Source organism: Armatimonadota bacterium (genome assembly GCA_029907255.1).
In the GTDB taxonomy this organism is placed as follows: domain Bacteria; phylum Armatimonadota; class UBA5829; order DTJY01; family DTJY01; genus JAIMAU01.
Window position 1 is genome coordinate 176,462 of the sequence record JARYMF010000004.1, and the last position, 15,681, is coordinate 192,142.

The window sequence follows — 15,681 nt, forward strand, 5'->3', positions numbered from 1 at the left end:
AGCTATGCCAAGGGAAACAATGAGTCCGCGAGAACGATGGCTCGCAGTTCTAACTCGACAAACTCCCGATCGCGTTCCGATGGACTACTGGGCGACTCCTGAGGCGACTGATAGATTGCTTAAATACCTTAACTGCGATTACGAAGAAATGCTCCGTCGCCTCCACATTGACAAACCCGTCCACGTTGGCGGGAGATATGTCGGTCCACCGCCAAAGGAGGGTGAAGATATTTGGGGACTTCGAACCAAGCCTGTGGATTACGGCTCGGGGGTTTACCATGAGACAATAAACGCCCCATTAGCTCATTTTACCTCTGTCGAAGAAATCGAGGCTTGCTACAACTGGCCAAAACCAGATTACTGGGATTTCTCAGATTTGCCAGAGCAGATTAAAGGAAAGGAACATTTGCCTATACAAGGCGGCGGTTCAGAGCCATTCCTGCTCTACAAAAAGCTTCGGGGCGAGGAACAGGCGTTCATTGACCTAATCGAGAACCCAGATATCGTACACTACTGCCTCGATAAGCTATTTGACCTGGCTTATGAGAATACTCGCAGAATATACGAATCAATCCCAGGGAAAGTGCTTATTACTTACATTGCCGAAGACCTAGGCAGCCAGACAGGACTAATGTATTCACCAGACCAAATCCGAGAATTTCTCCTTCCGAGGATGAAGCGAATGATGGAACTAGCAAGGCAGAACGGGGCTTTTGTCTTCCATCATTCCGATGGGGCAATCCGCCCCATTCTTCCGGATTTGATTGAGGCAGGAATCCAAGTACTTAACCCTGTGCAGTGGCGCTGCCCAGGGATGGATCGCGAAGGTCTCAAACGCGACTTCGGCGATAAACTGATATTCCATGGTGCGATGGACAACCAATTTACCCTGCCATTCGGCACTGTGGAGGAAGTTCGACAGGAGGTCCTCGACAACTACCGCATTCTAGGTGACGGCGGAGGCTACATCTTGGCTCCTTGCCATAACATCCAGTCAATCACACCGCCAGAAAATATTGTCGAGATGTATGAAACAGGCTACGAATATGGCTGGCGCTAAGGTTTAACTCGAACGCCAACTTCGACCAAAGTCGCATACAGCTAAACTAATCGGTTAGTCTCTCAACGGCACCCTCTTCCTAATTTCCAATTGTCATCTTGATAGTTTTATTCGTCGAATCCCATGCGACAGAGCCACCTAGATACCTCACCACTTCAACAATTGGAACAATCAACCTGCTTTCATAGACATACGGCGCGCAAGAAAGTTTTACATTCTTATCGTCATCAAGCAATGCATCCTTTGAGCCAATCTTCATGCGAAGTTTGTGGTTGCCCGCGGCAATCGTGCATTCCTTGGTTTTGGGCTTCCACAACAACGCCGCCGGTATTTGAAGCGCCGCAGACATGAAAACCCCTGTGCGCTGAAAATTAGCTGCGTCCGAAAGGAAAACGGGCGCATTATTAAGAGTTGCCTTCACCTTTGGCTCCAGCCTGATTGATATGTTCTCGTGCGGCTCAAAATTCTTGAACTCCCATATCACCTTCCCTTCTCGGCAGGCATACCCTGCTGGCGATGGAATAATTTTGTAGAACTGAGCGGACGTCGAAACATCAACTGTAATTTTTGCGTTGCCAATCTTGCCCTTCCAATTCTTACCACTAGTTAGGATATAAGTAAAAAATTTGCCGCCCATCGAATCCACACCCAAAGGTGCCTCGTATTCGTTTACTACTACCCTTTTCTGCCCAGCTGAAAATGACAAGTCCTTCACATGCCAAGCCCTGTAAATAAGATCGCCGTTCTGCTCGCTCATTGAAGGAAAAAACTTTGTTTTTATTGGTTTACCATCAACCCAAGCTTTAAAACTTTTAAACGCAGGATGTTTTATTGGGCCAACATCACCGCTTGCTTCCTCTGGAAAGCCCATCTTGACAGAGGTAGGTCCACCATCATTTTTGAATACGAAATGGCAGCGGACAGCCGCCGCATCCCAACCAATCTTTGCGCTCACCTCTTCAGAAACCATGCAAACCGACGGATGTTGGTCTACCGGAGCAATCATTCCACTTATGCCGCGCACAGCGGCATCATTTGCCCATGCATAATGTGCAAGGATAAATCCGAAAATTGTGAAAACCAGTCGCTTCATTGAAATCTCCTTCACTTCATTACTACCAAAGCCACATACTAGGGTCACTTTGCCGACGGATACTCATGGCAAAGTAGTGCGATTGGCAGCTCGTCTTCCTCGATTGGCGGAAAGCGCTCGAAATCTTCAAGGAAATAGTTATCTGTTTTGTCATCACAGACGCTCGAGACCTCCCCACTAATTGAGGGTCCAGTGTTTTCCTCGCCCCAAAACTGGTGGAACGTGCCCGGCGGAAGGCATATACTCTCCCCTGGTCTCAGCCGCACCATCTCGCCAGGTTCAAGCTCACGGAGAATTCCATTTATTGAAAGGGTGAACTTATCATTTGAGGGCCTATTATCCTCACCGGCCTTCCAAACGACGATAACTATGTTTCCGCCACCACGGTTAATGATGTCCTCCATCTTCGAACGGTGGAAGTGAAGAGGCGCTCGCTGCCCCTCGGGATTGAAAATCACCTTCTCACCGTAAACCTTTGGATATCTTGGGTCGCCATGCTTTCCATTGCGAAGGGTAAAAAGCGTTCGCCCTATATGTGCGAAGTTGCCACTTCCGAAGTCAGTTACATCCCAGCCAAGCATGCATTCGCGTATTTCATCGGCTTCATGGCCAATGTTCTTCCATGTGCTGGGCGTCCAAAAGGCATAAGGTGGCAGTCGAAAACCCATTTTGTCAAAAAATTCTGCAGCCCGCCGGATAGCAAGGTTGATTTCAGAACGCTTCATATCGTTTACCTCTTCCTAAAACTAACTATACCATCCATATTTCTTGACTGCTCTTATCATAGCCACGAAATTATCAGGCTTGACCGAGCTATGAATGCTATTTGAGCTCGAGAGAATGAACCCTCCTCCACCTCCTGCATCTTCGATTGCCTGCTTTACAGCCCTTTCTACCTCTTCAGGCGTACCATGGGGAAGCAAGTGACCGCAGTCGATGTTCCCAACAAGACATACCCTATCGCCCACTAGCTGTTTCACTGTCCTCAAATCCATGCCTGCCGCGGGCTCGATGGGATTGATTCCATCACAACCAGTTGAGACTATGTCCTCAAGGATGGCGTATATATTGCCATCTGAGTGTTTGATGCAAAAGGCACCTTCACTTTTGATAAGGTCCACCATCTTAGCAAGTCGTGGCAGGATGAATTCTCGGAATAGTTTGGGGCTCATCATTAAGCCCTGATTGTGCGCATAGTCATCGCCCAGAACAATAATCTCCGCACCTGCTCTGATGGCATTGCGCACTATTTGCATGTTCACCTCGAGCACTTTGTCCATAACAAGGTTGGCAAACTTGGGCTCTTCGAGAAATGCGGCGAGTAGATTATCAAGCCCCATTAGATACGCCGACCACATAAACGCCGCTCGGTGGTGGAAACAAATCGCACGTTTGCCCTTATAGCGCTCGACAATTTCGGGAAGTTTCCCGAGACGGTGTGGAGCATTAGGATCAGGAGGAGTATATGCCCTCGCATCCTCAATCGTCTTTATAGGTCCACAAAGCGGATGGGCAACCGCCTCCGTACCACCCAACTTATATGTTACTCCCCACTCATCAACATAAGTACCGTCTGGATTAACTGCAACCGTGCGGAAAAATGCCCCACAACCAACCGCATCCATATCCATCCGGTCCATAAAGTCTTGGGCATCCAGAATATCGGGGATAATTGCTCGGGCAACCTTCTCATCGATTATGAACTCAACCACGGGAACCCTATCTGGCTGTTCAAGCCTCAACGCAGCATGCACCCGCTCAACTGAGTTCATAGCCCTTCGTGCCCTCCATTTCAGCAAAGATACGCGTCATCATAAAATCTAGACTTTCAGTCTTTCGAACGTTAGAAAAGAACCCCAAAACACTGACCAAGTAATACAACACATCCCACCATCAACACGGGAAACAACGGTACATGTGAATCCCAAGAATAGACCCTGCGAGTGCCCAGAGGCTTGACGTTATGTAGTCACCGAGCACAAGGCCCAAGAAAAATGGAAGTGCAATCCGATAGCCCTTGATCCCGCCGTACCGTATGATAAGCACTTTACACAACCAAGCTAACAGAAAAGGACACCAGAGCCAATACATTGTCCCCGTATTCGCAAGAACATACCCCGCTGGGTGAAATGGCCACCAAAAGAATTTCGTGCGTAAATAGCTCAAAAGAAAGGTGAATCCTGCCCCGAACGCCATAGCCATAATCCCAGAGACATCGGCTTTAGTGGGGTTGTTGATGTAAGCTGTAACTCGGTCAAACGGCACACGGCCCATATGCGTCCGCCAAGGCTCGACTTTAGCCGTCCCAGCACCGAACTTATACCACACAGCCAAACATGCCCAGAAGCCAACCGCAATTCCTGCGACAATTGCGATTAGAACTACAATTGTCATTATCCTCTGCCGCTGTCTGACTGACTGCGCCATTTTCATTGATTCAAGCTGCACAGGCATCGGACAGCACCTCATCTCAATGCTGAACCAATGAAAATATGCCAGCGATACTAGATTCCGCTGGCTAAACAAGCCTGTTCCTAGGGGCTGAACAAGTGTGTCCATTGCATCTAGACCCGGGCCCATCGTCCATGCTGGTCCTGCCTCGGCACGCAAGCGGGTTATGGTTGTTGCAAACATTAGGTAAATAGCAAGGTATGCCACCGCCACAAGTGGCGACATGCCGACATACATGCAAAACGCAACCATAACTGCAAATCCAGCAAGCAGCCCTCCTACTGCCATCTTGTAACTCATCGGCTCTTGAGAGCTATCAAGGTCTGAATCGGACCGAAATGCCTTCGTGAAGACCTCTCGCAGATGTTTTCTGGCAAGGTAAACCACCATTACAACTATTCCAAAAAATGCCCCAGCCGATTGTTGAGCTAGATATGGCGGCGCGCTTAGAACATTGCCAGGTCCAGCTTTCCACCCAATTGCCGCCGCAAATACAAACTCCAGCTTTGTCAGTATATAAAAGAACCAACAGGAGAAGCTCACATCCGCCGCAAGCACAAATCCAAGACCTATTGCCAAAGGATAGAATGTCGTCGGAAAGTAGCCGATTGCATTCCAAGGATGCGTGGTGAAATACGGTTGTAGGTCCCTTGCCTTAAGTTGAATATACGGTACACTTGGAAAGAGGAAATTCAAGCTGTTCATTGTCTCCAAAGACATTGCAATTAGGAAACCCATCCACATTAGTTTGTTCTTAAAAAAGCCAGTCTTCGGCTCCGTCATCTCCAGCGGCAGTTGAACTATCGGGAAAGTCAACCTTTCGCGCTCAACCCACTGCCTCCGCAGAATCGTATTGATGCACAACATGCAGAAGAGCATCGAAAATAGGAAGCCACTCCAAAGCAAAATTGGCGAAGTCCATGCCGACCAAGGAATTGGCGAATTGCCTTTATAAAAGCCATCAATCGCCGAGAGTTTTGGCAAAATTGTGGGCGGCACCATGTTAAGGTAATTCTCCCAGCCAAGACTCTTGTAATGGGGTACAGCACCTAGCGTTGTGCAAAGAAATTGAAGCATCCCCATGCCTGAAAGAATTACAGAAATCGTTAGCATTGCGTAAATGGTGATAAGCTCCGTCCGGCTGAGCACCCAAAGAGGCTTTATCTTTCTCAAAAGGCTATTTATTAGCAGAAGTGTTATTAGGATGAGAACCGGCGGCATCATGAGTGACATGGATGTCAAGTCGGTTTGCGATACGACATCGCCATACACACCCCAAAAAACCCCAGGAATAATAGCAATTAAACCAATGACAACGGCACGCACGGTTATGCCATTGTCCGGCATGGTATCTTGCCCAACATCCTTTCCCCTAATGCGCAAATTCTCGAGTTGTTCTAAAGACATTTTGAACCGATTCAAAATTAAATTGTGATTTTAATTTGTGGCATCCCAAGCCAAACAAAACCTTCTTTTTACTTTTTCATCTTCCGCCCATGCGTATCCTTTATGGTCGGTGCATAATACTCTGTACCTTCAATGATATCAAGGCAAATACCTTGATGAGAATCTGTCTGCAAGGGAAACCGCAACTGTATCTCAACTGTATCTAATGATGGTATTGTGCCAAAGAGGAAACTTTTACCTACCTTGAGAAATGTTCTAACTAAGGACCGCGATGCAAATGCCAAGAGGAGAATTAAAATGACGAAAGAACGAAAAGAAATTTCTCGACGTGAGTTTATAACCCGAGGTGCTAGTGTCGCTGGGGCAGCACTCCTAGGGACATTCCCCAGCATTGCTTCGTGTGCAAAAACCGACAGTCGAAAACCGAATGTTATCTTCCTATTTGCAGACCAAATGAGAAATGCATCTTTGGGATGCATGGGCAATACCGAGGTACACACTCCAAATATGGACAAACTTGCTAGCCAGGGCCTGCTATTCAAAAATGCCATTAGCGGCTACCCCCTTTGCTCGCCTTACCGTGCTATGCTACTTACCGGACGCTATGGCACTTCAACGGGAGTTGTTGGCAATTCAGTTGAGCTTCCTAATACTGAGATTACAATCGCAAAGGTTCTCAAAGAGCACGGATATAAGACCGGTTTTATTGGAAAATGGCACCTCGAAAAAAATCATAATCCGTTTGTACCAAAAGAACGCCGCCTCGGTTTTGACTACTGGGCTTCACGCAATCTTGGCGGCTCAGTATTTGATGACTTCTACTGCACGGATACACCCGAGGAAATCCACTACAAAGGATTCGAGACAGATATTCAAACCGACCTTGCCATAAATTTCATCAAGAACAACGCAAAGTCAGCATTCTGCCTTTTTGTAGCCTGGAGACCACCTCACCCACCCAGGGAAGTTCCCCAAAAGTACCTCGACATGTTTGACCCAAAGAAACTGACCCAGCGCCCGAACGTTCCAAAAGGCACCGACGACCGCGAGAATTTGCGAATCTATTATGCACAGATTGCAGCTTTGGATTACAACTTAGGCAGGATCACAAAAACGCTAGATGATCTCGGCATCGCGGACGATACCATTGTTTGCTTCTCAAGCGACCACGGCGATATGCTTGCCAGCCACGGCCTGCAGGGGAAAAATGTGCCATATGAAGAAAGCATAAATATCCCCTTTATTATGCGATATCCCCGAAAGATAAAAGCAGGACAGAAAACCGATATCCTCTTAAACTCCGTTGACGTAATGCCAACACTTTTAGGCCTGTGCGAAGTACCTATTCCAAAGAGCGTGCAAGGATTGGACCTTTCGCAAACAATTCTCGGCAAGAGCAGTAAAAAGCCAGAATCGGTACTCCTACAGCGAATAGTCTCAGTTGGTGGAAGGAAAACAACCGGCGAATGGCGCGGTGTAAGAACCCCCTGCTACACCTATGCTAGATTTCGAGACAAGGGTTACGTTCTTTTTGATAACATGAAAGACCCCTATCAGATGAATAATCTAATTGACAAATCCGAGGCAAAGGGTCTTCGCGAACAAATGGAAGCTGAGCTTCAAAAGTGGCTAAAGCGGGTTGGCGACGATTTCGCACCAACGGCGACCTATGTTAAACGATTTAAAGCACAAATGAACAAGCGCCTGCTCCGCGGCCTCACTGATGCAGATGAATAAGCGGCAAAGGAGGACTCAATGGCTAAAGCACTCCTTCTTATTCTGCTAGCCACAATGGCGCTGGCAAGCAGGGCGGACACCTCCAAGATGGCCGTCCTCGTCCTAGCCGAGCAGTTTCCCCACACCGACACGGCTTTCATCAAGGCTTTAACATCTTCGCTCAAAGCACAAGGATTTGCAACTAAACCTGTTAGCGCCGATACACTCGCATCTGAACTATCTAATAATGACGAACGCCGGCTGTTGATACTCCCAAATTCAGCATACTTCCCTGTTGACGCTAAACAAGCTCTTGTAAACTATGTAACCCACAATGGAAATCTGCTCACCATTGGTGGACCGCCTCTCTCAAAGCAGGTTGTGCGCCTCGAAGGCAAATGGCTCACCCAGCAAATGCTGCTCGACAAACTTGCAACCATGCAGATGGGTGAGAAAGTGCTCGACTTCAATAAAGTCAAGTGGTCCAATGAGTTTCGAGATACTGGCACACCCGATACAAAGGTCGAAGCGCGCACTGTTCCCACCAACATCTCAGAAGCGCCTTTTGCTCTTGAACTTAAGGCACCCAGCGTGAGATTTTGGGAATTCCAAGATATTCCCATCCAAAAAAGCATCCCACCGAACGAAACTGTAACTACATTCTGGGCTAAAGGCAACAAAAACGCTCGTAAATGCATCGTGGCATGGCTTGATTCGGACGGAGCTCGGTGGTACACGAATATTGAACTCACCACCTCGTGGAAGCGTTATGCCCTGACCGCCGATTTATTCGTGCATTGGAAAGGACCGGGTGGCCCTGACGACCGATTCCAGCCTCAAAAGGCGGTCAAGTTCAAGATTGGCTTTGAAAATCACAACCTCCACGACCGCGAAAAACCAGCAATGCTATGGATTAGCGATGTCCACACAATGCCCAACCCAGCTGGAAATCCAGACTTCACCCAGCCGCTTCTGGAAACGCTTAGCCCATCTTACAAGACCTACCGAACTACTGGGGAAGCGCTCATTCGCACGTTTGGGTCATACTATGACTTACCTTCAGAACCCGCCCTTAAAGGTCCTGTTAGCGTTGTTTGCTCGCTACCAAGATACCGAGGGCTAGGTTTCAACAAAACCGCCCCTCATCGTTGGATACCACAGTTGGCAGTGAGAATGGCAGATGGACATATTGGCGGAGCCGCAGCAGCCCTCTACGTTCAAGATGATGAACAATATTGTGGAAGCATTTGGGCAACATTAGGAATCGACGACCCCGATTTTCTAGCATCACATCGCCAAGAAATTGTCAACGAAGTAGTCAAACTAGTCCAACGAATTGACCAAGGAATATTCTTGCTTGCAGGGGGCACAGACCATGCATCCTACTTTGAGGAAGTGCCCACCGTGGGCGCTGTGGTGCTCAACCTTGGCTCACTGCAACGCCAAGTCAGCGTTGAATGCAAAATCGCAGATGACCCTGAGTATTCCAAAGCCAAGCCTGCCAAACCGCCGCTTTATGCCAAGAAGTCGCTATTTTTAAGCGAAAAACGCAATATAATAGAAGTTGGCTCATTTCCTAACCTTGCACCCGGCTTCTATGTCGTAACAACTTCGTTGTATGTCGATGGAAAGCTCATCGACCAGATACGCCAACCATTTTCGATTGTCGAATCCAAACCTGTCGACAAGAATGAAATCGTTACTATTAAGGGCGACCAGTTTATTTACAAGGGCAAACCGTGGTACTCTCTCGGCATTAACTATCGGCCAATTTACGTTGCCGCAATGGAAAGCGGCCCATTCTGGGAGCATTGGTGCCATCCTAACCAATACGATGCAGAAATCGTCGAAATTGAGCTTGATTTGATGAACAAAATTGGACTGAATACCGTCTCGTTGATTTATGAGAATCCAGTTGAGATTCCCTATGCCTTTGTAGACTTCATGGAGCGAGCACATAAGCATGGAATCAAATGCCACGTCTATATTGCTGGCCTTGAGCCGCTGTGGCCAAAGCCTGAAAAAGCACTAGAGCTGATAAAGAAAGCCAGACTTTGGGAACGTCCGGCAATGTTCGCCTACGACACGGGTTGGGAAGTTCGCATCGGCCGCGAAGAGAGGCGGCGGCTTTTTGACGCCGAATGGAAGCGTTGGATTGAAGACCAATATGGTAGTGTGGAGAACGCAGAGAAAGATTGGCAGTTTACCCTCCGCAAGAAGCCTGATGGCGGAGTACATGGGCCGACAGACGAACAAGTCTCCAGCGACGGTCCTTGGAGGCGAATGGTAGCCGCATATCGGCGATTCTGGGACGATCGCCTCAGCCGACAATACATGAAAACCGCACAAGTCATACGCAGCATTGATCCCTACCATCCAATCAGCGTTCGGAGCGGCTTTGGTGGCACTGGAACAATGGCTGCGTATGCACTTCCCCAAATGCCGGTTGACCTCTGTTCAGGCGCAAAACACCTTGACTTCATATCACCGGAGGGCTACAACTTCGCCGGCGACATGCAAAGCTTTCGAGAAGGCGGGTTTACCACCCTCTACGGCAAGTTCGTAAGCGGCGGGAAGCCGATTTACTGGGCTGAGCTTGGATATTCTGCATCCCCAAACCCTACTCCTGAGACCCTCGAAGCACAACGAGAATACTATGAGAAAATCTACAAAGTGTTTTATGAAACCCGTTCGGCTGGCTCGGCAGCCTGGTGGTGGCCTGGATACCTAATCTGGGAAAAAAGCGACTACGCGGTTATAAATCCTGATTTTACTCTCCGCCCAGCCGCGTTCGAATTCACCAAGATGGCAAAAATGGCTGCAAAACCATACCCTCTAAAGAAGCCTGACTACTGGATAGAAATTGACCGCGACCTCCATACCATCGGGTACGCAGGCATTCTTGCCGCCAAGCGTGCAGAATATGGCATGGCAGTGAGCAAAGGAAAGACTGTCGGCTTGAGAACCAAAGGCACGGGCACTGATTCCTCTAACTTCCCGAGGATTGCTGTGGGCGGAACACCGCTTAACGGCAATAATCCACCAAAGTTCTTAAATGCAGAGTTTAATTCGCTTGAAATCCAAGATGCATCGGGCAAATGGATTAAAGTTGAGGATGGTGACAAAATTTCCATAAAATCGAACACGCCAATATTCGCCCGCGCATCTCTTGGAAATACAAATGAGGTGAAATGGCTAGCGAAAGGGGAGTCGGCAGTATACCTCCGCGCAATTATCGGTGAATCGAAGGTCCTAGCGCCCATCTCACAGGATACTCCCTTCCTATGCGACGCTGAAGTTCGGGCTTTCAAGTTATCAGATGGAATCACGACTGAGACCTTGGTGAGCTTTCAGATGGTAACTGGCGATATTGCTTTTGGGGAGAAAAGGTATGTGAGTCTACTGCCAAATTGACATTCCCTTGGATGCGCAGCCTCGCAAATTACGCGCCCTGTAAGGAAATAGTGCGCCCCCAGAAAGCAGACTAAAGAAAAATTCTGCGGCTATCCACGCTGGCTAGCCTTTGCGGGATCATAATCTGGGTTTGGAGCTGGCATTGCCGCACCTACGGACTTCCGCCAATCTGCAAGCATTGTTCTTAACTCCGCGGCTTTCTCCGGCATTTTGGCAGCAAGATCAGTAGTCTCGCCTACGTCATCCTTTAAATTATAAAGTTCGATGCGTCCGTCTTCGAAATACTCGATTAGCTTCCAATCGCCACATCGAATTGCGCCTGCTGGGCTGGTTCCGCCTGGATGATAGTGCGGATAGTGCCAGTATACAGCCTTTCGATTTATGCCACCTGTTTGCTTTAATAGCGAGACAATGCTCACACCATCAATTGGCTGATTTTCCGGCGGCTTGACGCCTGCTATTTCGCAAATCGTCCGGTAGTAATCAGTACTCGTCACGACCTCATTGCATATGCTTCCTTCTTTGACCTTGCCAGGCCAGCGCACGATTAGCGGGTCTCTAATTCCTCCCTCATAGAGAGTACCCTTGCCAGCACGTAGAGGGGCATTGGATGTAGCTTTGACGTAGCCACCATTATCCGAATTGAAGATGACAACTGTGTTGTCCGCAATGCCCAATTCGTCAAGTTTAGCCATTATTCTGCCCACGCTTTCGTCAACGCTCTGAATCATTGCGGCATAAACAGGGTTATATTGGCCATCCTTTGGTTTCGGCTTTGCCTCGTATTTGCTTACATACTCCTTCTTCGCCTGGAGCGGCGTGTGCACTGCGAAGTGCGGCATATATAGAAAGAAAGGTTTGTCCTTGTTCTTTTCAATAAACTTTTCTGCCTCATCAGTAAGTCGGTCGGTAAGGTATTCACCCTCTTTGCCAGAAGATATTGTTGGAATATTGTATGGATAGAAGTAGCTCGGTGGGCTGCCTTTATTCGTACCCCCAAAGTTCAAATCAAAGCCATGTCTCTCAGGGTAGTATCCCTCCTTGCCTAGATGCCATTTGCCTATATTTGCAGTTGCATAACCAGCTCTTTTTAGTGTCTCGGCGATTGTGATTTCCTCAAGTGGCAGCTCTTGGTGGAATGCTGGCGGCTTCAATTTTGCCCAAGGAAAATTGTGACCCGGTATCCAATCGGTTAAACCAATCCTGGCAGGATATTTTCCTGTGAGAATACTTGCACGTGTCGGCGAGCAAACGGGACACGCCGAATAAGCGTTCGTAAACTTTATCCCTTGGCTGGCTAGCTTATCTATATTCGGCGTCTCATGGAACGTATTCCCGTAGCACCCCAAATCTGCCCATCCCATATCATCCATAAGAATAAAGATAAAATTCGGCTTTCTCTCGCGAGCAAAAACAATATTTGAACCCACTATATTCATCGCACTTGCTCCTACCGCTCCCCAGCTTATTTTGGATAAGAATGTTCTTCTGCTTATTTGGCTCATCCTTTGCACCGCCTAATCATTAATCAATCATTCTAGGCTATTCTGCATGCATCACTATTCATCCTCTCCTGACCCTTCACCGCCGAAGTTATCACACCAATGGTGCATATAATAGCTGCCACTAAGAATGCATCCCTGAATGCGTTAACCCGTGCGGCAACATCATCTAGCCTTGTTTGGTAATACATCAGCCTGCTCGAGTATACCGCTTGCGAAATTGCCACGCCCGTAACCATTCCGAGGTTGCGCATAGTCGCAAGCATTCCACCGGCGACACCAAGCATTCCCTTTGGAACCGAACTCATCAGTGCGTTGTTATTTGGCGATTGAAAGATAGCAGTACCCAGCCCCACAACCACCAACGCAATAACTACGCGAATATGTGAAGGCGAAGCCCCAAGGCAGCCGATAAGCACCAAGCCAATGCTAGCTAACCCAAGCCCAATCGATCCTAAAACTCTCGAGCCTATTCGGTCAGATAGATTACCACTCAGAGGAGCAACCAAAGCTACCGTAATCGGTGTAGCGGTTAATGTCAACCCCATGCGCCGAGGTTCATACCCAAGCACTTGTGACAGATAGAATGGCATAAGAAAAGCAACGGAGAACGTCGAGGAGAAATTAATGAAAGCGCTTGCACATGCCGCGGCAAACAGTCGCTGTCGAAAAAGTGTCAGAGTGAGTATTGAATGGGGCGTCCTCTTCTCGTGCAATATAAACAAAGCTCCGAAGACAACGCACGTAATTAATAAAGCAACAATCTCGTTAGAATTCCACCCTTTTTGAGGACCCTGGCTTAGCGCCATCGTCAGGGACACTAGGCTTACGAGAAAAAGAGCGGCGCCAAAAATGTCAAAATTTTGTTCTAACCGCAGCTGTTCGCATTTGAGCACTCTTTGAACAAATATCATGCCAAAGACGCCAATGGGCAAGTTAACAAAGAAAATCCAAGGCCATCCGGCGGCTTCAACTATGAACCCTCCCAACACCGGCCCAATCGTAAGCCCGCTAGCAACCACCATAGCGAACATCCCCAATGCCTTTCCCCGTTCACCAATTGGAAAGGCATCGGTGATAACGGCAGGACCGTTTGCCATTATCATTGCTGCACCAACCGCCTGAATACCCCTGGACGCAATGAGCAGGAATGGACTTCTAGACAAGCCACAGAGGAGTGAACCAATTGTGAAAACTGCGTATCCCCAGACTAAAACCAGTTTGCGGCCCGCTAAATCGGCAAGACGACCTAGCGTCAAGAGTAGGCCGGTGATTACCAGCAGGTATATTGCAACAACCCATTGAATCGTGGGCAGGTTGGTCCTCAAAGAGGCCATAATAACGGGAAGCGAGACATTTACAATGCTCGAATCCACGGTCGCCATAAAAGTGCCAATGGACACCGCAACCATTGCAAGCCACTTGTACTCAATTCGTCCCACGTATGACCCTTTTTCTTGCATGAGATATTTCCCAAAAATATTCTCTTGCGACTTGGAAATCTTGTCAAACAATGGCAAGCTGATGAAGAATTGTCTAACGAGGCGACATCAGGGCCATTAGAGTCTCGGCAAAAAACTTATGGCCTAGGTCATTTGGGTGGTTTATGCCATTGGCTTGAAGAATCATGTACGGAATGCCGATATCTCGAAGATGCGCCCATATATTTGTTGTATCGCCCAAGGCTACCTTATTTTCAAAGGCAGCCTTGCGCATTGCAGGAACGGATTTGTCGAAGTTACCCATCCAATCTGGCATTACAAAATGAGGAGTTAGAATGATAAACTCGATAATAGGATTTTTCGCCCTAGCCCTGGCAATGAACCAAGCGTAATTCGATGCTATGTGCTCAGGGGTCATGCCGGCATCATTCACATACTCAACAGTGATGAGATCGGGATTATGTGAAAGAACTTCTTGGTCGAACCTTTCTCGGCGAGAATCGGTGTTTGAGCCGCCTATTCCCGCGTTAATAACTATAATCTCAGCTTTTGGATAGGCAGCCTTTAACTGTGCACGAAAGAGCTCGACATAGCATTTATCATGGGAGCTGGGAGAGCCTCCCGCTGTAACGCTGTCGCCCCAACATACAATTGTCACCCGTTTACCTTTGGCAAGAAGTTCTAGCGTATGCGCCAGATACTCGCGCCCAGAAACCTTGATAAAATCTCGCCAAGTAATATCATCGCTAGGCAGAGGGTAAATGTTTTCACTTGTAATTGCCTTCGTGCGGTAAGGGACATAAATGTGTGCAAGGGGAGTCATCCCAGGATGAGGCTCAGGAATCTCGGCATTTACAGCCACAGAGCGTTCTTTTCGTATCACTACAGCCCCAAGAGGAGAAACTTCTATCAAATCTACACGCTGTAGGTAAACCTCATAATCTATGTAGACTGGCTTATCCTTTGGAATGCTGCCAGTCTCCAAGCGCGAAATCCCACCCCAAACATCATCGAGGAAGTAGTCCTTCCCCTCTTGATATATTGTGCCACCATTAGGAGATGAATGAACCCTTACCGAGTCTGGAACAATGGCATATGGGAGGCGTGTGCCTGTATCCACTGGTCCAAGGGTCTTTTTAAGTGCAGTGCCAGAATGCCAGGCGATTGGCTTTTGGTCGCTTAATACATGCTCTTCGTTTACCACTCTGATTTTGTCAGGAGGCTCGATAGCTAAGTCGGTAGTCTTACTGACCTCTACCACGTGTCCGCGCACTACATATTTCCCAGCCTCCACGCGAACTCCCATTCCTGGTTTTTCGAGAGGTAGGATGGCAGAGTAAGCAGCGGAGCAGTAAAGCATCAAGAAGACAGCTATTATGCAAGAATATGGCGACATTGCTACTTTCTCCTAATAAACAAACTTACAATTTGTTCAAAACTATGAGTACGAAAAGCCAAGGTTAAAGACCTATTCCAACAAGCGCATGATTAAATAGTTTTTTAAAGCTATCCTGTTAGTAAAATAACCCAAATTGAAACAGAGTATATCAAAGAGTATGACGGCAGTCAACAAACATCGAATGGAATAAGCTTAAG

The 15,681-nt window shown here is 47.9% G+C and carries 10 protein-coding genes; 3 read left to right on the forward strand and 7 right to left on the reverse strand.

The window, feature by feature from the left end:
- Nucleotides 1–4 precede the first annotated feature (4 nt).
- Nucleotides 5–1,060: a uroporphyrinogen decarboxylase family protein gene (locus QHH26_04765; GenBank protein MDH7481277.1), complete on the forward strand. Its 1,056-nt coding sequence runs from the start codon at nucleotides 5–7 to the stop codon at nucleotides 1,058–1,060.
- A 79-nt stretch (nucleotides 1,061–1,139) separates the two neighbouring features.
- Here the strand turns inward: QHH26_04765 and QHH26_04770 are convergent, their stop codons facing one another.
- The 4 genes from QHH26_04770 to QHH26_04785 all read right to left on the reverse strand — a co-directional run bounded on the left by QHH26_04770 (nucleotide 1,140) and on the right by QHH26_04785 (nucleotide 6,011).
- A complete protein-coding gene (locus QHH26_04770; protein ID MDH7481278.1) occupies nucleotides 1,140–2,153 on the reverse strand; it encodes a stalk domain-containing protein in 1,014 nt (337 codons plus the stop codon).
- A gap of 44 nt (nucleotides 2,154–2,197) precedes the next feature.
- Nucleotides 2,198–2,878, reverse strand: coding sequence for a D-lyxose/D-mannose family sugar isomerase (locus tag QHH26_04775; GenBank protein ID MDH7481279.1), 681 nt, complete (start codon nucleotides 2,876–2,878; stop codon nucleotides 2,198–2,200).
- Between the two features lie 21 nt (nucleotides 2,879–2,899).
- Entirely contained in the window at nucleotides 2,900–3,925 is a 1,026-nt protein-coding gene (locus QHH26_04780) for a uroporphyrinogen decarboxylase family protein (GenBank protein MDH7481280.1), read from the reverse strand.
- A gap of 121 nt (nucleotides 3,926–4,046) precedes the next feature.
- Nucleotides 4,047–6,011, reverse strand: coding sequence for a hypothetical protein (locus QHH26_04785; GenBank protein ID MDH7481281.1), 1,965 nt, complete (start codon nucleotides 6,009–6,011; stop codon nucleotides 4,047–4,049).
- Nucleotides 6,012–6,308: 297 nt separating this feature from the next.
- Between QHH26_04785 and QHH26_04790 the strand changes: the two genes are divergently transcribed.
- Together QHH26_04790 and QHH26_04795 are read left to right on the forward strand one after the other, a co-directional pair.
- Nucleotides 6,309–7,748 (forward strand): sulfatase, encoded by a 1,440-nt coding sequence (locus QHH26_04790; protein MDH7481282.1) that lies wholly within the window; start codon nucleotides 6,309–6,311, stop codon nucleotides 7,746–7,748.
- Between the two features lie 18 nt (nucleotides 7,749–7,766).
- Entirely contained in the window at nucleotides 7,767–11,141 is a 3,375-nt protein-coding gene (locus tag QHH26_04795) for a hypothetical protein (protein MDH7481283.1), read from the forward strand.
- An 89-nt stretch (nucleotides 11,142–11,230) separates the two neighbouring features.
- Here QHH26_04795 and QHH26_04800 read toward each other — a convergent pair whose 3' ends face one another.
- The 3 genes from QHH26_04800 to QHH26_04810 form a co-directional block, all read right to left on the reverse strand.
- The gene (locus tag QHH26_04800; GenBank protein ID MDH7481284.1) at nucleotides 11,231–12,580 is read right to left on the reverse strand and encodes a sulfatase; all 1,350 of its coding nucleotides are present in this window, start codon (nucleotides 12,578–12,580) and stop codon (nucleotides 11,231–11,233) included.
- A 98-nt stretch (nucleotides 12,581–12,678) separates the two neighbouring features.
- Nucleotides 12,679–14,106, reverse strand: coding sequence for an MFS transporter (locus QHH26_04805; protein MDH7481285.1), 1,428 nt, complete (start codon nucleotides 14,104–14,106; stop codon nucleotides 12,679–12,681).
- A gap of 73 nt (nucleotides 14,107–14,179) precedes the next feature.
- The gene (locus QHH26_04810; GenBank protein MDH7481286.1) at nucleotides 14,180–15,481 is read right to left on the reverse strand and encodes a GDSL-type esterase/lipase family protein; all 1,302 of its coding nucleotides are present in this window, start codon (nucleotides 15,479–15,481) and stop codon (nucleotides 14,180–14,182) included.
- Nucleotides 15,482–15,681: the final 200 nt, after the last annotated feature.

Coding starts and splice junctions, on each gene's coding strand:
- QHH26_04775 (MDH7481279.1), bottom strand. CDS start 2,878: ATGAAGCGTTCTGAAATCAACCTTGCTATCCGGCGGGCTGCAGAATTT.
- QHH26_04785 (MDH7481281.1), bottom strand. CDS start 6,011: ATGTCTTTAGAACAACTCGAGAATTTGCGCATTAGGGGAAAGGATGTT.
- QHH26_04770 (MDH7481278.1), bottom strand. CDS start 2,153: ATGAAGCGACTGGTTTTCACAATTTTCGGATTTATCCTTGCACATTAT.
- QHH26_04765 (MDH7481277.1), top strand. CDS start 5: ATGCCAAGGGAAACAATGAGTCCGCGAGAACGATGGCTCGCAGTTCTA.
- QHH26_04810 (MDH7481286.1), bottom strand. CDS start 15,481: ATGTCGCCATATTCTTGCATAATAGCTGTCTTCTTGATGCTTTACTGC.
- QHH26_04795 (MDH7481283.1), top strand. CDS start 7,767: ATGGCTAAAGCACTCCTTCTTATTCTGCTAGCCACAATGGCGCTGGCA.
- QHH26_04805 (MDH7481285.1), bottom strand. CDS start 14,106: ATGCAAGAAAAAGGGTCATACGTGGGACGAATTGAGTACAAGTGGCTT.
- QHH26_04800 (MDH7481284.1), bottom strand. CDS start 12,580: ATGAATATAGTGGGTTCAAATATTGTTTTTGCTCGCGAGAGAAAGCCG.
- QHH26_04780 (MDH7481280.1), bottom strand. CDS start 3,925: ATGAACTCAGTTGAGCGGGTGCATGCTGCGTTGAGGCTTGAACAGCCA.
- QHH26_04790 (MDH7481282.1), top strand. CDS start 6,309: ATGACGAAAGAACGAAAAGAAATTTCTCGACGTGAGTTTATAACCCGA.